The sequence below is a fragment of the Winogradskyella sp. HB-48 genome, from assembly GCF_049942685.1.
In the GTDB taxonomy this organism is placed as follows: Bacteria; Bacteroidota; Bacteroidia; order Flavobacteriales; family Flavobacteriaceae; genus Winogradskyella.
Window position 1 is genome coordinate 250,351 of record NZ_CP187934.1, and the last position, 21,796, is coordinate 272,146.

20 protein-coding genes are annotated in these 21,796 nt (G+C 33.2%); 2 read left to right on the forward strand and 18 right to left on the reverse strand.

The genetic code is table 11. The annotated features are described in order from the left end of the window. Positions 1-61: 61 nt before the first annotated feature. The 10 genes from hpf to ACPX19_RS01205 form a co-directional block, all read right to left on the reverse strand. The gene (hpf, locus tag ACPX19_RS01160) at positions 62-370 is read right to left on the reverse strand and encodes a ribosome hibernation-promoting factor, HPF/YfiA family (RefSeq protein ID WP_426430980.1); all 309 of its coding nucleotides are present in this window, start codon (positions 368-370) and stop codon (positions 62-64) included. A 167-nt stretch (positions 371-537) separates the two neighbouring features. After that, a complete protein-coding gene (locus ACPX19_RS01165; protein ID WP_426430981.1) occupies positions 538-1,428 on the reverse strand; it encodes a tyrosine-type recombinase/integrase in 891 nt (296 codons plus the stop codon). 101 nt (positions 1,429-1,529) lie between these two features. After that, entirely contained in the window at positions 1,530-2,696 is a 1,167-nt protein-coding gene (locus ACPX19_RS01170) for an acyl-CoA dehydrogenase family protein (RefSeq protein WP_426430982.1), read from the reverse strand. Positions 2,697-2,711: 15 nt separating this feature from the next. Next, on the reverse strand, positions 2,712-3,584 hold the full coding sequence (locus ACPX19_RS01175; protein WP_426430983.1) for a ComEA family DNA-binding protein: 873 nt from the start codon (positions 3,582-3,584) through the stop codon (positions 2,712-2,714). 24 nt (positions 3,585-3,608) lie between these two features. Beyond that, on the reverse strand, positions 3,609-5,309 hold the full coding sequence (locus ACPX19_RS01180; protein WP_426430984.1) for an alanine/glycine:cation symporter family protein: 1,701 nt from the start codon (positions 5,307-5,309) through the stop codon (positions 3,609-3,611). A gap of 87 nt (positions 5,310-5,396) precedes the next feature. Then, complete coding sequence (locus ACPX19_RS01185) at positions 5,397-6,428, reverse strand: potassium channel family protein (protein ID WP_426430985.1); 1,032 nt, start codon at positions 6,426-6,428, stop codon at positions 5,397-5,399. Positions 6,429-6,431: 3 nt separating this feature from the next. Next, positions 6,432-6,659, reverse strand: a complete 228-nt coding sequence (locus ACPX19_RS01190) for a PspC domain-containing protein (RefSeq protein WP_426430986.1) — start codon at positions 6,657-6,659, stop codon at positions 6,432-6,434. 13 nt (positions 6,660-6,672) lie between these two features. Then, positions 6,673-7,944: a DUF2851 family protein gene (locus ACPX19_RS01195; RefSeq protein WP_426430987.1), complete on the reverse strand. Its 1,272-nt coding sequence runs from the start codon at positions 7,942-7,944 to the stop codon at positions 6,673-6,675. Positions 7,945-8,024: 80 nt separating this feature from the next. Next, positions 8,025-9,005 carry a PLP-dependent cysteine synthase family protein gene (locus ACPX19_RS01200; RefSeq protein WP_426430988.1) on the reverse strand — a complete coding sequence of 327 codons (981 nt, stop codon included), beginning with the start codon at positions 9,003-9,005 and terminating at the stop codon, positions 8,025-8,027. 68 nt (positions 9,006-9,073) lie between these two features. Continuing rightward, positions 9,074-10,306 carry an ABC transporter permease gene (locus ACPX19_RS01205; protein WP_426430989.1) on the reverse strand — a complete coding sequence of 411 codons (1,233 nt, stop codon included), beginning with the start codon at positions 10,304-10,306 and terminating at the stop codon, positions 9,074-9,076. Positions 10,307-10,317: 11 nt separating this feature from the next. On the opposite strand from ACPX19_RS01205, the gene ACPX19_RS01210 reads away from it, so the two are divergent. Further along, complete coding sequence (locus ACPX19_RS01210) at positions 10,318-11,559, forward strand: exo-beta-N-acetylmuramidase NamZ family protein (RefSeq protein WP_426430990.1); 1,242 nt, start codon at positions 10,318-10,320, stop codon at positions 11,557-11,559. Here the strand turns inward: ACPX19_RS01210 and ACPX19_RS01215 are convergent. From ACPX19_RS01215 to ACPX19_RS01235, 5 genes are all read right to left on the reverse strand, one after another. Further along, on the reverse strand, positions 11,556-11,987 hold the full coding sequence (locus tag ACPX19_RS01215) for a hypothetical protein (protein WP_426430991.1): 432 nt from the start codon (positions 11,985-11,987) through the stop codon (positions 11,556-11,558). The two genes, ACPX19_RS01210 and ACPX19_RS01215, sit on opposite strands and share 4 nt — an antisense overlap. Positions 11,988-12,142: 155 nt before the next feature. Next, complete coding sequence (locus ACPX19_RS01220; protein ID WP_426430992.1) at positions 12,143-12,979, reverse strand: glycerophosphodiester phosphodiesterase family protein; 837 nt, start codon at positions 12,977-12,979, stop codon at positions 12,143-12,145. A 28-nt stretch (positions 12,980-13,007) separates the two neighbouring features. Beyond that, positions 13,008-13,856, reverse strand: a complete 849-nt coding sequence (locus ACPX19_RS01225; RefSeq protein ID WP_426430993.1) for a sterol desaturase family protein — start codon at positions 13,854-13,856, stop codon at positions 13,008-13,010. A gap of 4 nt (positions 13,857-13,860) precedes the next feature. After that, the gene (locus tag ACPX19_RS01230; RefSeq protein ID WP_426430994.1) at positions 13,861-14,760 is read right to left on the reverse strand and encodes a hypothetical protein; all 900 of its coding nucleotides are present in this window, start codon (positions 14,758-14,760) and stop codon (positions 13,861-13,863) included. A 47-nt stretch (positions 14,761-14,807) separates the two neighbouring features. Further along, the gene (locus tag ACPX19_RS01235) at positions 14,808-15,302 is read right to left on the reverse strand and encodes a YkgJ family cysteine cluster protein (RefSeq protein WP_426430995.1); all 495 of its coding nucleotides are present in this window, start codon (positions 15,300-15,302) and stop codon (positions 14,808-14,810) included. 56 nt (positions 15,303-15,358) lie between these two features. On the opposite strand from ACPX19_RS01235, the gene ACPX19_RS01240 reads away from it, so the two are divergent. Next, positions 15,359-16,063 carry a class I SAM-dependent methyltransferase gene (locus tag ACPX19_RS01240; protein WP_426430996.1) on the forward strand — a complete coding sequence of 235 codons (705 nt, stop codon included), beginning with the start codon at positions 15,359-15,361 and terminating at the stop codon, positions 16,061-16,063. On the opposite strand, the gene ACPX19_RS01245 is transcribed toward ACPX19_RS01240, so the two are convergent. The 3 genes from ACPX19_RS01245 to ACPX19_RS01255 all read right to left on the reverse strand — a co-directional run bounded on the left by ACPX19_RS01245 (position 16,040) and on the right by ACPX19_RS01255 (position 21,711). Then, the gene (locus ACPX19_RS01245) at positions 16,040-16,723 is read right to left on the reverse strand and encodes a hypothetical protein (protein WP_426430997.1); all 684 of its coding nucleotides are present in this window, start codon (positions 16,721-16,723) and stop codon (positions 16,040-16,042) included. The two genes, ACPX19_RS01240 and ACPX19_RS01245, sit on opposite strands and share 24 nt — an antisense overlap. Positions 16,724-16,863: 140 nt before the next feature. Next, positions 16,864-18,591, reverse strand: coding sequence for a TonB-dependent receptor (locus ACPX19_RS01250; protein ID WP_426430998.1), 1,728 nt, complete (start codon positions 18,589-18,591; stop codon positions 16,864-16,866). A 96-nt stretch (positions 18,592-18,687) separates the two neighbouring features. Then, positions 18,688-21,711 (reverse strand): tetratricopeptide repeat protein, encoded by a 3,024-nt coding sequence (locus ACPX19_RS01255; RefSeq protein ID WP_426430999.1) that lies wholly within the window; start codon positions 21,709-21,711, stop codon positions 18,688-18,690. Positions 21,712-21,796: the final 85 nt, after the last annotated feature.

Genomic DNA, 21,796 nt, shown 5'->3' on the forward strand with positions numbered 1-21,796 from the left:
TTTCTAACGGACTGCAAATGTAGTATTTTATTTTTTTATTCAAAACATTTTCTGAAAATTTTTATGCTTTTGCTCGAGCTCTTAACTTTTGCTTTCTTTTCTTAATTTGTCTCTCTAATGATGCTATAGCAACATCAGCACCTTCCTCGAAAGTTTTACACTGTTTTTTTACTACAAAACTATCTCCAGGAACGCTCACTTTAGCTTCAAAAACTTTATTCTCCTTATCACTAGTATTTTCAACCTTCAAATAAACATCTGACTGAATTATCTTATCATAAAATAAATCTAGTTTATCCATTCTTCTTTGAATGAAATCAATCAACTTTCTGTCTGCTGTGAAATTAACGGATTGGGTGTTTACTTTCATCTGTAATTGTTTTATTGTTAATATTAAGTCAGATGGAATTCGCCAACAATCATCATTATTTAAATGGTGAATTAACCTGGCTCATTTCATACGCTACTTTTTAAGTTAAACATTAGTATTGAATGACGTCTGCTTTTCAATACTTAATTAGATGTTTGGTTTATTCCTTAACGCTTATTTCTTGGGTGTGTTTTTGCATACACTTTTTTTAATTCCGATATACTATTATGTGTATATACTTGTGTTGCTGCTAAACTGGTATGTCCAAGAAGTTCTTTTACTGCATTTAAATCTGCTCCTTTATTTAATAAATGTGTTGCAAATGAGTGCCTTAATACATGTGGACTACATTTAGCTTTTGAGGAAGCTATACTAAAGTACTTATTTATTATTCTATAAACAAGCATTTCGTAAATCTTAACACCCTTTTTGGTTAAAAATAAATGCTCTTTATCTTTTATTATCGGTAATGTATTTCTGTAGCTTAAGTATAAATCTAATGACCTTATCAAAGAATTTAGTATTGGTATGTATCGCTCTTTGTTTCTCTTACCAAGCACCTTTATTTGTTTACTGCTTGTGTCTAAATCAGATAGCTTTATATTAACCAATTCAATTCTTCTGATACCCGTAGCATAAAACAATTCAACAATTAATTTGTCTCTAGCACTTTCAAAATCTACTACTTCTATTGAGTCCTCTATAACTTGTTTAAGTTCTTCTTCAGAAAAAGGCAATTGTACTTTTTTGCCAACTTTTAAGGCTTTGTGTTTTTTTAATGGGTTAGTTTCTATCTGTTGGGCTTTTTGTAAAAATTTATAGTAAGAATTAAGTGAGGAAATTTTTCTATTTATAGTTCTATTTGAAACACCACTGCCAACCAGCTCAACAATCCACTGTCTAATTTCTGAATAATCAACATTTTCTATTGGTTCTGAATCTTGGTTTTCATTTAAAAAATCCTGAAATATTTCCAAATCTCTAATATATGCCAATACCGTATGCTTAGAATAATTCTTCTCTAATGACAAATAATCCGAAAATGCTTTTAAGCTCATCTCTCTTTTTAGATAATTAAAAATAACTTTTTAGATTGAAACTAACTGTATGTAAATAAAAAATCCTGCTCTAGGCAGGATTTAAATACCAAAACAAGATACTATGTTGCTGGTTTATAAGATTTTTTATCTATAATAATTTTTGAAAGAATTTCTCTTAAGATTTCCGAGGTACCACCACCAATAGGACCAAGACGACTATCCCTAAAGATTCTTGCCAACGGATATTCTTCCATGTAACCGTAACCTCCTAAAAACTGAAGACAATTGTAAGCAACCTCATCTGCCATCTTTGTAGATTTTAACTTAGAGATTGTTGCTTCTTCTACAACATATTCTCCCTTATCTAAACGATCTGCTACCATGTAATTGTAATGCTTACATAATTGCATATCTGCATGCATATCTACATATCTATGGCGCAAAGCTTGATACTTATCTAATGACTTTCCGAAAGTTGTTCTTTCAGACATATATTGTAATGTATATTCTAAAGCGAACTCAGCTCTTGCATGAGCATTTATTCCCATTATAAGTCTTTCTAAAGCAAAGTGCTGCATTATATAAGCAAAACCTTTTCCTTCTTCACCCATTAATTGACTGGCTGGCACTTTTACATTATCGAAGGCAATTTCACCAGTATCCGATGCTCTCCAACCTAACTTATCTAATTTGGTTGCCGAAACACCTTGTGCATTGCTATCTATAACAAACATGCTAATGCCTTTATTACCTAACTCTGGGCTAGTTTTAGCAGCAACTACCATATAGTCACTGTAAACTCCATTAGTAATGAAAGTCTTAGAGCCATTTAAAATATAATAATCACCATCTTTAATTGCAGTAGTTCTCATACCTGCAACATCACTACCTCCAAATGGTTCAGTTACACAAAGACAACCTATTTTGTCACCTGAAATACTATCTGTTAAATATTTCGATTTAATGGCATCATTACCTTCAGCATTTATATGTGTCATTGCCAAATAAGCATGTGCCCAAATAGCTGCGGCAAATCCACCAGAATTGATGCGCTGTAATTCTTCAAGAAGGATTACGGTATAGAACAAGTCTAAATCCAATCCACCATACTGTTCTGGATAGGCTAAACCAAAATAACCCATATCACCAAACTTCTTCCAGATAAAGCGCTCAATAGTACCTGTTTCTTCCCATTTTTCAATATGAGGCACAACTTCTTTTTGCAGGAAATCTCTAAGACTCTCTCTAAATAAATTGTGCTCTTCAGTGAAATATATACCTGACATAAATTGTGTTTTTCTTTATAATCGCAAATATAATTTAATTATCTCCAATTTTTTTACTGGAAAATCTTCAATTTTTGTTAATTCTTCAAAAGAATTGAATCCCTCTCTTAGTATTCGTTCTTCAATAATGTTATTGGCTATTTCATAATCTATATACTTGATTAATACAAGCTCATCTCTTGTGGCAGTATTAATGTTGAAGGTTTGTATCACTCTTGGAGTTTTTACGGTAAAATCTTCTTTAATTCTTTCTACAACCTCAGGCATAAGACCATAAACTTCTGTTAATTCTACATCAGCAATAAAACCGCCATATTTAGTTCTATATTTAATGATACGCTCTGAAAGTTTCTCACCGACTCCATATACTTTTTGAAGTTGACTGGCTGTTGCTTTGTTTAAATCTATTTTCTGGTCAAAAGTTTTTGGCTTACCACTATTAGAAAAGAAACTGTTATAGTTATTTGATTGAGGCTTTGGATTGGTTACCCACTCTGGAAATTTAAAATAAGGTGAAATTACATCTAACAAGGAATCAGACACCTTTGTCACTTGTTGAAACTGTTTAGCTGAATTTACCCATTGATTACTTTCTCTAAATTGATGTAACCGATCTATCTCTTCATTAGTCATTCCTAGAGTATAACCTTTGTAATCTGTAATATAATTTGGATTGAAAGGATAAATTTTAGGCTCATTGTTTTCAAGCTCTATCAAGCGAAGAGAATCTAATTCGTTTCTAAAGTCTTCGATTTTATCATTACTTACGTTTGAAAAGTCGTCAGAAAAATCAACAAAAGCATAAATACATTGTATTGCAATGATAACTATGGATAATAAAAAAATCCCATTCCGTTGTTTGTTAGAAAACTGAAAATGGGATTTCATATATAATTGTATATCTATTTGAGATTAATTGTCCAAAGCTTCTCTTTTGAGCTTTATAGCATCTACATAACGCTTAAGTTGCTTTTTAACAACTGGCATCAATAAATACAGGCCTACCATGTTCGGGAATACCATAGCAAAAATCATAGCGTCAGAAAAATCCCAAATAGACTTCATACTCGCTGCAGCACCAATAACTACAAACAGCAAGAACAATATCTTATAGGTAAGATCGGCTTTCTTTCCTCTTCCAAACAAAAATTTCCAAGATTGCAACCCGTAATAAGACCATGAAATCATAGTTGAAACTGCAAAAAGAAATACCGCAACGGTCAAGAAAATTTTAGAATATGGGATATATTGGTGGAAAGCTATGGAAGTGATTCCTGCACCTTCATAGGCCACTCCATCAATAAAAACAGAACCAGAACCATCACCACCATATTCAAAGAAACCTCCAAAATTAAAGATAACAATTACTAAAGCAGTCATTGAACAAATTACAACCGTGTCAATAAATGGCTCTAACAATGCAACTAAACCTTCACTTGCCGAATATTTAGTTCTTACAGCGGAATGAGCAATAGATGCTGAACCAGCACCAGCTTCATTTGAAAAGGCTGCACGTTTAAAACCAACGAGCAAAACTCCAATAACCCCACCTACACCAATAGCTTTTGGGTTAAATGCTTCTGTAACAATTAAAGCAATAGCATCATCAATTAAAGAGAAATTACTCAATATGATATACAAACAACATAGGATGTACATTACTGCCATAAAAGGCACAATTTTCTCAGTAACTGAAGCAATTCTCTTAATACCACCAATAATTATAATACCAACTAAAAAGGCAATAATTACACCAATCCAGAAACCTGCTGCGGTGCTTTCTAATCCTAAGAGTTCTTTTACAACTATTGTTGCCTGATTTGACTGCGCAGCATTACCACCTCCAAACGAACCGCCAATACAAAAGACAGCAAACAAAACAGCAGTAACCTTACCTAAAGTTTTGAATCCTTTTTCCTTTAATCCTTTAGTTAAATAATACATAGGCCCACCATAAACCGTTCCATCCTCTCCTACATCTCTATATTGAACACCTAAGGTGCATTCAACAAACTTTGTAGACATTCCTAATAATCCACAAATAATCATCCAAAATGTTGCTCCTGGTCCACCAAGTGCAATAGCTAATGCAACACCTGCTATGTTACCGTTACCAACTGTACCAGAAACCGCAGTTGCTAGTGCCTGAAAGTGAGATACCTCACCATCTGAACTTTCATCTCTAATTGTATCTTTTATATCTCCATCAATTTCAAGATCACTATGTATATTTTCAATGTTGTCGATATGCTCTTGGATATCATCCACTTTATTGATATCAACACCTTGTGCAATACCATCCTCACCGTATAGAATTTTTGCCCCATGCTTTTCAATGTCCTCATATTTTCCTCTTACTACATTGATTGCAGTCCAAAAGTGCCTGATATTAGGAAATTTGAAATACAAAGTGAAGAATGCGGCACTAAAAACCAAAAGCATTAAGACAAAAGGCACACCGGCAATTTCAAAGAATATGAGACTGCTAAAAAAGTCTGAAACAGGTTGGAAAGCTTGGTCTATTTTTTGATCTATCCCCATGTCTTCTCCTTCTTGAGCGTATGTTAAAACTGGAAAAACTATAGTTAAAATTGAAAGAAGATATTTCTTCATAAGTTTAGTATTAGTTAGTTTTTATTGATTATAGCCGACAAGATGCTAAAAAAAAATGAGTTTTTAAAGCTTGTGACGTTAAAAAGGTTATGTGTCTTGTTCTATGTTAAATTTAGAATTAAGTCTATCAATTTGTTCTGGGCGACCAAGCACAATAATTTTTGAACCTGGAACTAGTCTTGTATCTGCTTCAGGATTAACTATATATTCCCCATTTTCGTCCTTAAAACCTATTACTGTACAACCTGTTTTTTTTCTTAGGTCTAACTCTCTAATAGTTTTTACACTCACAGTGTTATAAAGTTGTTCGACTTTGACTTCTTCTATATTAATATTACGTTCGCCAACAATCCCTAAGTTATCAATAAACTCTACTAAATCTGGTATAACTACCAAAGAAGCCATGTGATCACCACCAATCTTATCTGGCAATATAACATTATTGGCACCAGCTAGCTTTAGTTTATTATATGAGGTTTCTTGCGAAGCCCTGCTTATAATACATAGCTCTTTTTTAATTTGCCTTGCTGATAAAACTACAAACAAATTATCTGCGTCACTAGGCAATGCCGATATCAGAGTACTGGCACGATCTATACCTGCTTGAAGTAAGGTTTCATCCTCGTTAGCATTACCAAATACATAAGGAATCCCGTCTTCTTGTAAACGCTCTATGATGTCTTTATCTCGCTCAATAATTACAAAAGGTTTTTTATAATCTTGTAATTTTTTTGCAGCTTGTTTTCCGTTGCGTCCAAAACCACAAATTATGATATGGCCAGACATTGCTTCAATTTCCTTTTGCATTTTTCGTTGTTTTATGTCTTCGAAATTATTTCTACTTAAAATATATTCTGTAATTATTGATATAGCGTAACCTACAATTACAACACTCGCCAATATCAAGAAAATGGTGAATATTTTTGATTGTGTATCTAACGGATTTACCTCTGCAAAACCTACTGTTGTTATGGTAATCACAGTCATGTAAACAGCATCAATCCATTCATAACCAGAAATGAATTTATATCCAATAATACCTATACATATAAGTATTAATAGCATTATTAATGCCGTGTATATTTTAGATCTAAATAGTCGTAATAATGGATTATTCATAAACTATAAATCGAAAACCGAAGAGCGCTTTGTATAAATTATATCCTTAATACGCATCCAAAATGCTAAAAATAAATACAAAGCAAAACCAAAACCTACAGTTACAAAAGTAAGATACATAAATGATGTTCTTACAATCTTTGCCCTTATACCCAAACGGTCCGCAATACGTTGACAAACGTAATAACCTCGTTTCTGAAAATAGTGAAGCAATGTGTAAAACAAATTCATGAACGCAATTTACTTAATTTTTAACGATTAGACTATTACCAATTGCACATTGCAAACATTTATTTTTATCGCAATAAAATGTTTTTAACTGAAGTAGCGCCTGCGAGCTTAATGCGCTTTTTTCAATTGGTTTTAATTGTAAAAATTTTTCGACTATACCGTTCTTTTCAATCTTTAAATCTTTTATTAAATTGAATAATTCCTGCTCAATACTTTCACCTTTTGCTCTTGCGTAGCAAAATTTTAAAGGGACTATGGTATTGATTATTAATAAGTCTATAAATGATTTAGAAATACTCTTTTTAGAATTTTTAGAAACTGTTTTAAAAGTGTAATGCGTCATCCAAAATTCGGTAACACTTTTGCTGAACAGTCCGTAAATTTCATCAACTGTATTTGCGTTTATCATTTGTGAAAACAATTGTTGTTCTGACGCATAAAGATTTGCAAATTGCGACAAACGAATAGTTGGAAAATTTGGTGGTCGCAACCTAAAGAACTGCAAAGGCAAAACCCCTTGATTATTAAGTTTAAATTTTTGAACTAAAAATTGGTACCTCTTTTTCAAGTCTAGGAAATAGGCCTCTTGAATATCGTCTTCTAATAAACCTGCCTGGCCAAAAAGTAAAGCCTCCATATCTGTGCTATTATACTGAAGTTTTCTAACCACCGAATAATCTACGGAATTTGCTAAACTCAGAAATGATTCGCCATTGACCTTTAGACCAAAGTTCTTCAATAACATTTTGAACAAAACCGCTTCCCAATCGTTTTTAGATTGTTCAAGCAACTTGGATATATCTTTAGATTTTCGTTCTAAGCGTTCTATATACAAGCGTTCTAACCAGTTGTTTAATATGAATTCATTAACATCAGAATATTGGGCTTCACAATTAATCCAAGATTTAGACAGTATTAAACTTTTGTAATTATTAATCAGGTGAGTATCTACAAAATTCTTTACTTCTAATGTGGAAATTTCGGAGTTGTCCTTTCTAAACACTTCGGTATCATGCTCCCAAACCACATGCAAAATAACGTTATCATAGGCTTTATCTTTTTCATGACCATGTACATACCAATCCGAGGATTTTACATGAATCTCAACATTACCAGCCCATAATTGACCATCGATACTCAATTGTGCATTGAAAAAATCTGGACCTGAATTGTGATTATGTTCCCCTAATTTTAGGATAGCAATAGACTCACCTTTAGTGGTCTTTAAAGATGCTGTTGAAAAGGCTTTGTGTTTCCAGACGTAATGAAGAAAGTCTTCTTGCATGCTCTAAAATAGAAAATCCTAAGGAAAACTCAGGATTTTATTTTGTATTGATTGAGATTCTTGCCTTCACAAGAAATAGTTTACTCAATATACCCTTTTTCTCGCATCCAATCATCATTAAACATTTTGCCAACATAACGGCTTCCATGATCGTGGTACAAAACTACAACGACATCATCTGGCTTAAAATGCTCTTTTAACTGAAGTACACCTTTTATAGCTGCCCCTGCGGAATTACCCAAAAACATCCCTTCTTCTTTAGCCAATCGTTGGGTATAGACAGCAGCGTCTTTGTCAGTTACTTTGGTAAAACCATCAATGATGCTAAAATCTACATTAGCAGGTAAGATGTCCTCTCCAATTCCTTCTGTAACGTAAGGATAGATTTCATTTTCATCAAAAATACCTGTTTCGTGATACTTTTTAAACACCGAACCATATGTATCAACTCCCCAAACCTTAATATTTGGGTTTTGTTCTTTTAAATATTTACCTACACCAGATATAGTCCCACCAGTCCCTACACCAACCACAAAATGTGTTACCTTACCATCGGTTTGTTTCCAAATTTCTGGACCTGTAGATTCGTAATGTGCTTTGGTATTACTTGGATTATCGTATTGATTAACATACCAAGAATTTGGTATCTCTTTGCCCAATCTCTTGGATACTGAATAATAACTACGTGGATCGTCTGGCTCAACGGCCGTAGGGCAAACAATAACTTCAGCGCCAACTGCCTTAAGAACGTCAACTTTTTCTTTAGACTGCTTGTCTGCCATTACAAAAATGCATTTATAGCCCTTTATTGCCGCAGCAAGGGCTAGGCCCATTCCTGTATTTCCAGAAGTTCCTTCAATAATAGTACCGCCAGGTTTTAAGCGACCATCAGCCTCCGCGTCTTCAATCATTTTTAAAGCCATACGATCTTTAACTGAGTTTCCTGGATTAAAAGTTTCATATTTAGCCAAAACCAAACATGGTAATTCCTCTACCAATTTATTCATCTTTACCAAAGGTGTATTTCCAATGGTTCCTAAAATATTTTCTGCGTACTCCATAGTTATATTTTGCGGTGCAAATTTAAGTATAAAGTAACAAGTAGAAAGTTAAAAGTTGGTTATGTTTATTAATCGAAGCGGATTGCTTTTACTGGTGAAATCTTAGAAATAATAACAGAAGGAATCAATAGCATTAACAAACAAGCAATGAATGTCCCAATATTAAGTAATAAAATATAATTTAAACTTATGTAAACAGGTGCCTCACTTACATAATAGGTATCTGGGTTAAGTGGAAAAAGTTTGAAATATTTTTGAGCAAACAACAAGCCTAAACCAACAAGATTTCCCCAAAATAAACCTAAGCCAATTAAGTATGATGCATTATATAAAAATACTTTTCTAATAGACCAGTTAGAACTTCCTAAAGCTTTAAGTATACCTATCATTTGTGTGCGCTCCAATATTAATACTAATAAGGCCGTAATCATATTGATACCTGCCACGATAATCATTATAGCAATTATGCCGTAAGTATTGTTATCAAAAATTTTTATCCATTCAAAAACAGTAAAATACTTTTGATTCACCGGTGTAGCATTAAGTAATGATGGAATTTCTTTAAAAACTTCATTGTACTTTTCATCAATCTCCGAAAAGTCATCAATAAAAATTTCAAAACTACCTATTTCATCAGCTTCCCATTTATTTAATCGTTGAATGTGACGCAAATCCGCCATACAGAATTTTTCGTCCAGTTCTTGAAAACCTGAATTATAAATACCCACTATTTTAAAATTAATATAACGCGGTAGTTTATTCAAATCCTCTCCAAACAAGGTTTGAAAGGTATCACCCAACTTAAACCCTAATCGATTAGCCAAATAGCTAGATATTAAAATTTCCTCGTTGCGTTTTCCTGAAAAATCAGGAACCCTACCCTCTACCAAAAACTCATTAAAGTAATCCCAATTATAGTCTGCTCCAACACCTTTTACGACAACACCTTCAAAATCTGATATTGTTCTTATGACACCAAATTTTGTGGCTATCCCTTGTATATGTGCTATCCCTTCAACAGTATTGAACTTTGGATAAAATTCCTGATTTATAGAAATTGGCACCTGAGATTCGTCCGACGCATTAGTATCGTAATTTGTAATTTCTATATGGCCATTAAAGGCAACTACCTTATCTCTAATTTTTTGCTGAAGCCCTAAACCAGTTGCAATAGCAATAAGCATTACTATAATGCCTATAGAAATTGCAGCAATACCAATTTTAATTATTGGTGCCGAAACACTACTTTTATACGCTTTATTACCAATAATGCGTTTAGCTATAAACAGTTCGAAATTCAAATCTTCTTTTTATGTGTTTTAAGGTTTTCAAAAATACAGTTTTATTATTTGTCTTGGTAGTGATTTCTTGTGCTGGAAAAGGTTCTACTGAAACTTCAAAAAATGATCAAACTGATGAGATTCCGAAACAAGTTCACGATAACAAAAGTATTGTAGTTGGTGCTAACCGAACTGATGTTTATTTACCATTATTAAAAAGGAAACGCGTTGGCATTGTTGCTAATCAGACGAGTGTGATTTTTAAAGAGACAAAAGACTACACCCACTTAGTAGATTCTCTATTATCATTAAACATCAATATCAAAAAAGTATTTTCTCCAGAACATGGTTTTAGAGGCACTGCAGATGCTGGTGAAAACGTAAAAGATGGTATAGATGTAAAAACACAATTACCAATTTTTTCGCTTCATGGCAAGCACAAAAAACCAACAGCCGAGCAACTTGAGGATTTAGACATTATAATTTTTGATATTCAAGATGTTGGTGTACGGTTTTATACGTACATCTCAACTTTACATTATGTGATGGAAGCGTGTGCTGAAAATAATGTACCACTATTCATATTAGATCGTCCTAATCCTAATGGCAACTATGTTGATGGCCCTACATTAGAAAAAGAACACAGTAGCTTTTTAGGTATGCACACTATACCATTGATACACGGTATGACCATCGGCGAGTATGCTCAAATGATTAATGGTGAAAGTTGGTTAAACGGTAATGCTAAATGTGATCTAACTGTTATTGAAATGGAAAACTATAATCACGACAAAACCTATAGTTTACCTATCAGACCTTCTCCTAATTTACCTAATGACCAATCTATAACTTTATATCCTAGTTTAGGGTTATTTGAGGGCACTAACATTAATGCTGGTCGAGGTACTGAATTTCAGTTTCAACGTTATGGTGCTCCTTTTTTAGATGCTTCACATTATACCTTTAGGTATACCCCAAAGCCTAATTTTGGTTCCAAGTATCCTAAACATAAGGAAGTACTGTGTTATGGTGAAGATTTATCTAAGATAAAAGCTGAAAGACGTTTTACACTAAAGTATGTGATTGATGCTTACAATAATGCCACAGACAAAAGTAAAGTGTTTAATACTGCAAATTTCACCAAACATGCTGGCACGGAAAAACTACAACAGCAAATAGAGTCTGGCATGAGCGAAGAAGACATTAGAGCTACTTGGAAAAATGATTTGAAGGCTTTCAAAAAAATCAGAAAGTCTTATTTGATTTACGACTAATTATTCTCTGAAAGAACCACCTTTTTAGACTCGGTAGCAACAATTGTTTCTGAGGGCAATTCTAATGGGTCTTTCTTTGGAATCTCTTTAAGGATTTTAACAACGAAAACTATTCGTTTTGGCGACTGTACAGCTACCAATACATGCTTGCCTTTTGGCAACTTGTTTAATGGAAATTTATAAAACGTTGTATCTAGATAGACATCAAAATCTCTTCCATAGTCTTTATTTATGGAGTAGAGATAATTAATTTTTTTGTCGCTTTGCAGTATTAAAGTGTCTTTGGTTTCATTCAATTTATGAATTAATCCCTTTGCTTGAATATTTCTGTTTGGTTCTAGTTTTGCGTATTGTTCTTGAGCCTTTAGTGAAAAACTCAGTAAAAAAACGAGGACGATGATGAGGAGAATTCGGATTAAATTTTTCACTATAGCAAAGCTTTACATTAAACTTGGTTTGTTTAGCTCAACAGTATTTAATTAATTAATCCATCGCAAACATAAACGGATAATTGATTGAAAGAATAAAATATCCACCAACTACATAGAAATTAGAGGAATTACTATTTTTTGTTGATAAGTTGTTAATAACGTTTGTTGGAGCGAATCTTTAAAAGTCGGTCAGGATAGTCGGTAATAATTCCATCTACGTTCCACTTGAGCATTTTAAACATATCTTGTTCTTCATTGACCGTCCAAGGAATGATTAGGAAATCTTTAGAATGGTATTCGTTAATTATTCCTGAAGTTAATAGTCTATAATAAGGACTAATAATTTCTGGTTTGTAAGATAGATTTTCAAGCTTAGTTGCTATAGTTTCATCTTCATCTACCAAAAGTGCAACTGGCATATTTGGAGATTGTTTCTTTATTTCTTCAAGTATTAACAAATCAAATGACTGCAAATTCACATTAGAGAAAAGTCCACTTTCTTCAATTTCATCTAAGACTAGCTTTACATATTCATCTGGTTGTGGGGTATAAATACCATGATATTCAGGCTTAGATTTAATTTCAATATTGAATTTGATATCAGGATTTTTAGTCTTTGCAAGTTCAAAAACTTCAGATAAAAGTGGCTTGTAGGTTTTTAATTTCTTTTGGTCTGGATATGTTGGATGAAGCTTTGTACCACAATCAAATTGTTTAATCTCTTCATGTGTCATCTTATAGAGATTGTACTTCATATCCATTTCTTCAGGAATTTCTTCACCTCCAGGATTAAAACAAATGGTTCTACTCATAAAAGGCTCGTGTGATACCACTACTTCTTTGTCTTTTGTAATGGCAATATCCAATTCTAAAGTAGTTACACCAAGCTCTATCGCTTTGTTAAATGCTGGTAAGGAATTTTCGGGATATAGGCCTCTACAACCTCTATGCCCTTGAATATTTAATTGTTTTTCGGAATTGCAACTCATTAAAGTACAAACTAAGACAAGGATAATGTTACTCTTCCATATCTGCAGAAAGTGTCGGTTTTTCATACTTCTGGAAAGGTTGCTTTAACAATTCGCCTATATGACTATTCTTTTTTTCATCTGGAAAAACATCCACTCCATACACTAACTTCTCCCTGTCCATGTACATGTAAGTTCCTAGTAAACGATCCCAAATGCTAAAGATATTGCCATAGTTAGAATCGGTGTAAGGCAATCTGTAATGATGGTGAATCTTGTGCATATCTGGCGAGATAATAAAGTAGCTTAACGCTTTATCCAGACCTTTAGGTAATTTGATATTGGCATGTGTAAATTGGGTAAAAATTAAGGACATGGCTTGGTACAACATCACCAATGCAAATGGTGTACCAACAACAAAAACACCGAACAGAGTAAATGCAAATCGAATAACACTCTCAATAGGGTGATGTCTGTTTGCTGTTGTGGTATCTACTTTGTGGTCTGTATGATGTACTAAATGTACCATCCAAAGTGGTTTTACCTTATGCTCTACAAAATGCGCTAGATAAGCTCCAAAAAAATCCAATAATAACACACCAAGTAAGGCATAAAGCCACAAAGGTTGTTCATTAGGGAAAAGCCAGTTAATAACACCAAAATTATTTTCTACCACCCATTTTGATGACCAAAATAATAACGATGCTAAGGCAAAATTGATAATAACTGTAGTAAGCGTAAAAAATAGATTAGGCAATGCATGTTGCCACTTATTGTACTTAAATTTAAACAATGGTAAGCCACTTTCTAACAACCAGAAAAGTGTTAATCCACCTATTAAAATGACACTTCTGTGTGAAGATGGAATAGTTTCAAAATAGTTAATAATGGTTTCCAAAGGATTACCTGTTTAGATTTAAAATCAGTTGTGCTTTTTTCAAATTTACAGAAGAAATCTGAGATTTCCATTCCTCTGCTTCCTCAGATTTATCGACACTCATATAAGCTGTGTAATACAAAAAAGCAATAAATGGTTTGTTGCTTTCTACAATATCTTCTTCTTTTAGCTTTTTTAATTGTCTAATAACTTTTTTTGGTCGCTTTAATAACAATTCTTCATGAAGTCCTAATAAATTGCAACGTTGTAATAATCCTTCTTGTTCACCCTGATCTTCCTGATTGACAAAGCGCTTTGCTTCTTCTAAATAAATGTTTGATAACTCTACAATATTCGCTCTTACATCTTTATTAACATACATCCCTAAATCTAAATACTTAGAGGCTAAAAAGTAAGCCGAATAGAAATTTTTATCCTGTTTGTAATCTTTAAGTTCTTGAGCTATAAAAGCCGTATTTATGGAGTAACGCTCAATTAAAGTGCTAATATTTTGTAGCTCCTCAGTTAAGTAATCTACATTAAGGATATTACCATTAATATCCATAATTTTTATGCTATCATCATTAAACTTGTCAATATATTTTTGACTGCGCTTATCTTTTATTTTTTCGTACAAATCAGCATATCGATATTCTGATACAATTACAGGAACGAAATGTTCCCAAATTAAAGGACTTACATCTTCATCCTCAAATAAATTATTTATTAGAATAGTTCTCCCTTTGTTATCTTTTACAATTACAGGATATTGATAACTCGTGGTTTCCTCCCACACCATTAGTACCATTTTATTCTGAACTGTTGCCAAGGCTTGTGCCACTTCAAGATTTTTCATCCATTCTTGTGCAGAAGCTGTGTTTACCATTAAAACAACAAGCAATAATTTAAGTATAGCATTTTTCATAAATTTTGTTTTCAAAAGTTGTATCAAAAATTATTCCGAAGCTAAAGTTATAGTTTTATTTGTTTTTTCATTTCTTCAACAATGTTATAAGCTGCAGGACAAATCGCCACATTCTTTAAGGTTAAGTTAGAAATTTGCTGAAACTTTTTACGATCTGTATGCGGAAATTCCCTACAAGCCTTTGGCCTAACCTCATAAACCATACAGTAGTTTTTAGTATCTAAAAACGTACAAGGCACAGATTGCAATACATAATCATTGTCTTCATCTACACGTAAATATTGATCTATAAACTGTTGTTCTTTCATCTTAAAAAACTTAGCTAAACGCTGAATATCTTTATCGGTAAACAAAGGCCCTGTGGTTTTACAGCAGTTAGCGCATTGCAGACAATCTGTACGCTCAAACTCTTTGGCATGCAATTCTTGCATAATGTAGTCTAATTGTTTTGGTGGCTTTTTTCTAAGTTTAGCAAAGAAGGTTTTGTTTTCCTTATGCTTATCTTTGGCCAGCTTTGGCAAATTATTGATTTGGTTTTGCATATTGTAAATATAATCAGAATGAGATGCTGAATCAAGTTCAGCATGACAAAAATATTATGACTAAAGACATCTTTGGGAAGGCTTTATTAGACTATCAGAATGGCAATTATTCTGAAGACATAATCACTTGGACCAATATATCTGACACAGATGAATTACCACTTCCCTATTTATTTAGAAATTATTCTGAAATGCCGAAACTAGAGCAAAAAGCTTTACAGCTAAGCAAAGGAAAAATTTTAGATGTTGGTTGTGGTGCTGGCAACCATGCACTTTGGCTACAAGAAAAAGGGTTTGATGTAAAAGCAATTGACAGCTCTAAAGGCGCTATTGAAGTCTGCAAATTACGAGGTCTAAAAAATGCCGAACACATTTCGTTATTAGAAGAAACAGATACGTTTGATACCATTCTACTTTTAATGAATGGTACAGGTATTTTTCAGGAGATAATACAGGTTGCTAAATACTTAAACCATCTAAAATCTTTATTAAAACCAAACGGACAAATTTTAATCGACTCTTCTGACATTTCTTATATGTACGAAGATGAAGATGGTGGTACTTGGCTAGACTTAAACAGTGGTTATATTGGTGAACTTGATTATTTCTTTAGCTACAAAGGTGAAGAGGAAACACATATGAAATGGCTCTACCTCGATTTTGAAACACTAAACACAGCTTGCCAAACCGTGGATCTTAAATGCGAAAAAGTTATGGATGGTGAGCATTTTGATTATTTAGCGAGGATAAGTTTCGAATAGGCGTATAGGAACGTCAAAATATATTCGTGTTCTGACTAATTCATCTAAATATACTCCTGCATTCCATTTAGGGACAGACTTAAGCTTATCCATTAATTCTTCATTATGTAATGGTTCTGAAGTTTCTGAGTTTTTAAATTTTATATTTGAAATCACTCCATCTTTTTCAACTATAAAAGAAATTTTACAATAATTCTTTAAATTAAAATAATCCTTTTCAAAATTAGCAAAGCCTAAATATTGAGTAAATTCAACTTCAGTCCCATCAATTATAAAATTAGCTTCTTTGTGTAATCTATGCTGAGAATAGACTTTACCAGAATCTATCTTTGGTTTAATCTCTTCAATAAACTCTTCGGTCTTCCTAAACTCAGTAATTGCTTCAGATTTAGCTTTGAAAAAAAAGTCCTCACCATACTTTTCGAAAAGTAATTCTTCTATTTTTTTACGATAGCATTTTGAATCTTCACTAACTACACAACCTCCTTCCCCATAAATGACATTGTAGTTCTTAAGCATATAATTATGATAAAAATCAACAAATCCATCTGTCTGTATCTTCATTATTAATCCATAAGAAATTAACTTATACTGACCTTTCTTTGCGTCACTTATCGCTTGGTTTATTCCATCTTCGCATGTATAGGATGTATATATCAACTCTTGTTTCTTGGATTTACAAGAACTTAATAAAATGAATAAATAAATTATAAAAATATAATACTTCATATTCGATAATAAAAGAGACCCTGAATTAAGTTCAGAATGACAATAAAAAGATTCCTTTTTTCACAGGAATTTTAGAAATCAAACTGATAAGTAGCTCCTGCTAAAAACTGAATGCCTTGTACCGGGAAATTTAAGTAACGCTGATAATCTTGGTTAAGGATGTTATTCACTTTTCCAAATACAGATAACTGATCATTAATCTTATATCCTAAATGTGCGTTAGCATCAAAATAACTATCTAAAGTTATTACAGGACTTGGGTTTTGCGGAATCAACGTAGCAACCAAATCTTGTTGGTCTTTTCGTTCTCCTACATACATAGCACTAGCACCAGCGTACCATTGCTCGGATATTTGTAAGTCCATAAAAATGGAACCTGTCACATTTGGTAAATTCCAAGCTTCTGCCTGATTATCCATACTGTAGTTAAAATACTCTCCTTTAAAGCCTAATGTGAAGTTTCTATTCACATCAATATTTAACTCACCTGCTACTGAAAAGGTAGTTACATCATCATACACAACTCCAAAAGAGTTGCCATATTGGTAATCTGCAGTAGCATCACCTCTGGCATCATTCGCTTTAAAAAGCGGTTTGTTTTCCTCAGCATAATAGTTTCCTTTAACATTATAACTCACGTTGTTAGACAGTTTTCCTTTTAAACCTACGAAGCCATTATAGCGTTGATCTGTTGGTGCAATGAATAAGGTAGGAGAAACAAATGGGTTCTCGGTTGCAAAATCATAGTAGGAGTTTTGTTGCAATTCACCTGTAATACCACCATAAGCAATTAGAATTTCATCTACTAAACGGTATGTAGCTTCAATATTAGGATAGATAAAAAACTTATTGTCACTAAACTCTGTGTCGTTAAGATAAACTAATCTTACACCTAAATTTATCGTTAAATCCTCCTGAACTAGTTGGTACGAAGGTGATAAACCAAAGGTTACATTACCATAATCAATTGCACCTACTGAGTTAAAACTATTGTCAAAACCACCACTAATATAATCGATGTAAAATTCTGTATTTATTGTTTCCCCTTGTATTGGAACATCAAAACCGGCCTTGGCTACAAATCTATTTTCACCAGAATTCCGATTATCACCAAAACGTCTAAAACGAACGCTACCATCATTTATAATAGCATCGTCAAAACTCAATTTTCCACCTAAATAAAAACTATTAAAGGTATGGCTTGGGTCTATCATATCTGCTTCGGCTTGTCCAAAGAAATTTTGAGGCAAACCATACCAGTTATAGGTCATTAAATCGAAACCACCGTCAATTTTCCAAGATAAATCTCTAAGCCTTTGAGAGTAATGTGCATTGAGATGTGTAGTAGAAAAATCATCGTCTAACAATAAATCTTCAATACCCCCTTGTGATGAGTGATGACTAAAATAACCACCTACATTTTCGGTATTACTTACCTCATGGTTAAGATACACTTCTCCCAAAACTGTTGTATATGTTCCCACTCCCAGAAACGCATAGTTATCGTATAATTTAACCATTTTTACCTTATCAACATTAGCTGCCTTACCTTTTGCTGGTGTAAAGGTAGAAGCCACAGGAATAGAAAAAATATTGTACTTCACGTCTTTTTTCTTTACCAAGTTAGAGTCTTGCAACTTTGGTGTATCCTTAATTTTAAAGGCATCTGAAATTGTAGGTTTGTATGGTGTTACCACATTTACCACTTGGTCATCAATAGTATCTTTTGCTCGTTCTTGAGCTACTATTGATAAACTGCTTGATATGGTGGTTATAAAAATTAAAAACTTGATTTTCATGTTTAATGTTTTGATTTAACTGGCTTCGACTGCGCTCAGCCTGACAACGATTTAACTTCGAACCGTCACACTGAGCGCAGTCGAAGTGTTTTCTTTTTAATTATCGTCGGTTTCGATTGATGAATTTGTTTTAGCCTCTTTGGTTTTAATCTTGTTAAGTTCTTGCTGTGCTTCTTGTACCACATCATCAAACTCTTGAAAATTAGAAATCACACTTTCCAAAATATAGTTTGCTTGAAAGGCATCATCTAGCGCATAAAAGTTCTTTGCCATAACCACTAGACCCTTGGCACTGTAATACTTATAACTGCTATAATCCTTAGTCAATTTTTGAATCGTTGTGTTTGATGCTTCATACTTACCTTCCTTATTTTTAAAATACGCATTGTAGTATAGAGCTTCTGCTGCAACGCTTCCTGTAGCTATTTTTTCCACATCTGCATAGGCTGTTTTTGCCTTATCCTCGTTTCCTGTTTTTATCGCAGAACGTGCTATAATTATTTTAGCATCACTCTTCACTTTTGTATCTAAGTTAGAATTGGCCAATACTTTTTCGGCATAATTTTCAGCAGATGCATAATCTTCAGTTTGGTAGTATGCATTCATTAAATTAGACTGTGCATATAATACATTTTGAGGATAGTCTGCTTCAACTTCCAAAGTTTTTAAAACTGGAATTGCTTTTGACCAGTCAGAATTCTTCAAGTAAATCTCACAAAGCTTCACTGTAGCTTGCTCTGTGTATTCACTCTTTGAAGCGTCCACCACATATTTGTAATGAGGTTGAGCAGTTTCCAACAAATCTTTCTTATAGTATAATTGAGCCAAATAGAAATGCGACTTTAACGCATGGATACCATTAGGGAACTGATTTAAATATTTATTAAACTGACGAATAGCATTATCAGTATCGTTTTCTAAATATGGCTTTTCCGCAGCCAAATACATAGTGTTGTCCAATTCTACATCAGATACTTCAACATAATCCAAAGACTTTACCCAAGCTGCATACTCATCTACCCGACCTAAATCGATATAAATTAAGCGTGCTGTAGAAACCGCTTGAACCGCTTCACCAGAACCTGGGAAATCGGATGCTACTTTTTTAAACTTGGTTAATGCTCGTTCATTATCATTGGCATTGTAATACACCAAACCTTGACGCAATAAAGCTTTTGAAGTGAAAGCCCCTCGCTTGTATTCTGAATTTAATCGGTCATACATCTGCATAGCCTTATCGGTCTCGTTAGATTTTACATAAGAATTTGCCAACTCGTACATGGCATCATCTCGTAATGCTGATTTAGGATATGCTTCGATAAACGAATTTAGTTCTGAAATTTTAGTTGAGCTTTTGCCTAAATAGCCATTGCTCATCGCCTTTTGAAACGCTGCATAGTCTGTTTCAATTTCATTAATCTGAATAGCTTTATCGTAAGCACTAATGGCATTTTGGTATTTACTAGACACGAAATAGCCATCTGCTAATCTTAAATAAGCATCGTTTCTTCGTGGTCTATCGCTAGAATTTTTATCAATAAATTTTTGAAAATATTTTGATGCGTTGGTATAGTCTTTTAACTTGAAATAGGTATAGGCCAAGTTATAATCCAAATTATCATTCTCTGGTAAACTTGAAGCTTCTGACATACCAGTAAATTGCTTAAACCCAATTAAGGCATCATTATAATTGGTAAGGTTGTATTCGGTTTCAGCTTTCCAGAAGGTAGCTTTAGCCACAAAAACTGGATCTCTTGGTTCTTTCAATGAGCTATTAAATAACTCTAAAGCTTCGCTATACTTAGTTTCATTATAGAGTTCTATTCCTCTAAAAAAAGCTACTTTTTGATATGCTACTTTGTTTTCGAAACTGTTTTTACCTTTTAATAACTCTAAGGCTTCTTTGTAGTTTTTTGAAGTGATATAAGAATCAATCAACAAGGTTTCAACCTCTTCCCTATAGCTAGTATTTGGATATTTATCTAAATAACCTGCTAACACTTGTGGCACAGATTGGTAAGGGTTACCTATTTCATAACTAATCTTAGCATAGTTTAGCCAAGCATCTTCTTGGATTTTTAAATCGTAATCCATCTCAGATGCATTTCTAAAGGCGTTTAATGCCTCTTGCTTTTTACCTAAATTGATATAGCTTTCTCCCAAATGATAGTAAGCGTTTTGTGCTACGGAATTATTACCATCAATAATTTTATTGAACTCTGAAATGGCTTTTTCAAAATTGTTTTGCTTGTAATATGCGTAACCTAACTGGTAATAATCTGTATTACTCCACTTTCCTTTTTTGCCTTCATAATCTTGAAGGTACGGAATAGCTTCTATATATCTTTCGAGGTTAAAATAACTTTCACCTATGATTTTAGAGAGTTCAGATTTTTCAACACCTCTACTACTTGGCAATTGCTCTAAGGCCAATTCTACAGCTTTTTCAAACTTTCCTAACTTGAAGTTTAAATCCGCTTGATAGTAGGACAGTTTTTCCTTGTATTTTTCATTATCGCTAACCTGATCAAAATACTCATTAGCCGTATCGTAATCATCACCTTCGTAAGCCATGTAACCAATGTAGTACTTAGCTTGTGAACCGTACTCTTTTGAATTTGCAACACGGTTTAGGTATTTAGTTGCTTCTTTTTTACTGTTTGTAGAATACAGTGTGTAACCATAATTAAAATTAAAACGGTCGCGCTCAGTATGCGCTATACTAGACTCATCTACTTTTTGGTACCATTTACGTGCGTAGGCATATTGAGAGTTCTCAAAATAATAATCCGCTACATCCAAAAAAGCCGTATTTCGCTTGGTACTTGTTGGATATTCTTCAACAAATTTTTCTATTAAATCATCTGCATTTCGCTGATTTAATCGTACGGCACAATTGGCAATATAGTACGAACAGTCGGACTTTAAAACAGCATCATCCGTATTGTACTTAATATCATCAAAGAGTGATTGCGCAGCCTTGTACTGTTTATTGTTGTATAGCGTTAATGCTTTTTGATAATCTTTTAACTCACTGGTATATACTGCAGATTTTTGTGCAAATCCCAGCATTGAAAATGTAAGAAAAACGATAAGAAATTGTCTTTTTAAAAGTAGCATTAGAGTCGTTTTTTGATTAATACGTATTGATGATAAATTATCACTATTCAAATATACTTGAATACAAAATGTATAACGATAGAAA

Bases quoted from the DNA above. Each gene is read 5' to 3' on its own strand.
- hpf (WP_426430980.1), bottom strand. From the start codon at position 370: ATGAAAGTAAACACCCAATCCGTTAATTTCACAGCAGACAGAAAGTTG.
- ACPX19_RS01165 (WP_426430981.1), bottom strand. From the start codon at position 1,428: ATGAGCTTAAAAGCATTTTCGGATTATTTGTCATTAGAGAAGAATTAT.
- ACPX19_RS01170 (WP_426430982.1), bottom strand. From the start codon at position 2,696: ATGTCAGGTATATATTTCACTGAAGAGCACAATTTATTTAGAGAGAGT.
- ACPX19_RS01175 (WP_426430983.1), bottom strand. From the start codon at position 3,584: ATGAAATCCCATTTTCAGTTTTCTAACAAACAACGGAATGGGATTTTT.
- ACPX19_RS01180 (WP_426430984.1), bottom strand. From the start codon at position 5,309: ATGAAGAAATATCTTCTTTCAATTTTAACTATAGTTTTTCCAGTTTTA.
- ACPX19_RS01185 (WP_426430985.1), bottom strand. From the start codon at position 6,428: ATGAATAATCCATTATTACGACTATTTAGATCTAAAATATACACGGCA.
- ACPX19_RS01190 (WP_426430986.1), bottom strand. From the start codon at position 6,659: ATGAATTTGTTTTACACATTGCTTCACTATTTTCAGAAACGAGGTTAT.
- ACPX19_RS01195 (WP_426430987.1), bottom strand. From the start codon at position 7,944: ATGCAAGAAGACTTTCTTCATTACGTCTGGAAACACAAAGCCTTTTCA.
- ACPX19_RS01200 (WP_426430988.1), bottom strand. From the start codon at position 9,005: ATGGAGTACGCAGAAAATATTTTAGGAACCATTGGAAATACACCTTTG.
- ACPX19_RS01210 (WP_426430990.1), top strand. From the start codon at position 10,318: ATGTGTTTTAAGGTTTTCAAAAATACAGTTTTATTATTTGTCTTGGTA.
- ACPX19_RS01220 (WP_426430992.1), bottom strand. From the start codon at position 12,979: ATGAGTTGCAATTCCGAAAAACAATTAAATATTCAAGGGCATAGAGGT.
- ACPX19_RS01230 (WP_426430994.1), bottom strand. From the start codon at position 14,760: ATGAAAAATGCTATACTTAAATTATTGCTTGTTGTTTTAATGGTAAAC.
- ACPX19_RS01235 (WP_426430995.1), bottom strand. From the start codon at position 15,302: ATGCAAAACCAAATCAATAATTTGCCAAAGCTGGCCAAAGATAAGCAT.
- ACPX19_RS01240 (WP_426430996.1), top strand. From the start codon at position 15,359: ATGACTAAAGACATCTTTGGGAAGGCTTTATTAGACTATCAGAATGGC.
- ACPX19_RS01250 (WP_426430998.1), bottom strand. From the start codon at position 18,591: ATGAAAATCAAGTTTTTAATTTTTATAACCACCATATCAAGCAGTTTA.
- ACPX19_RS01255 (WP_426430999.1), bottom strand. From the start codon at position 21,711: ATGCTACTTTTAAAAAGACAATTTCTTATCGTTTTTCTTACATTTTCA.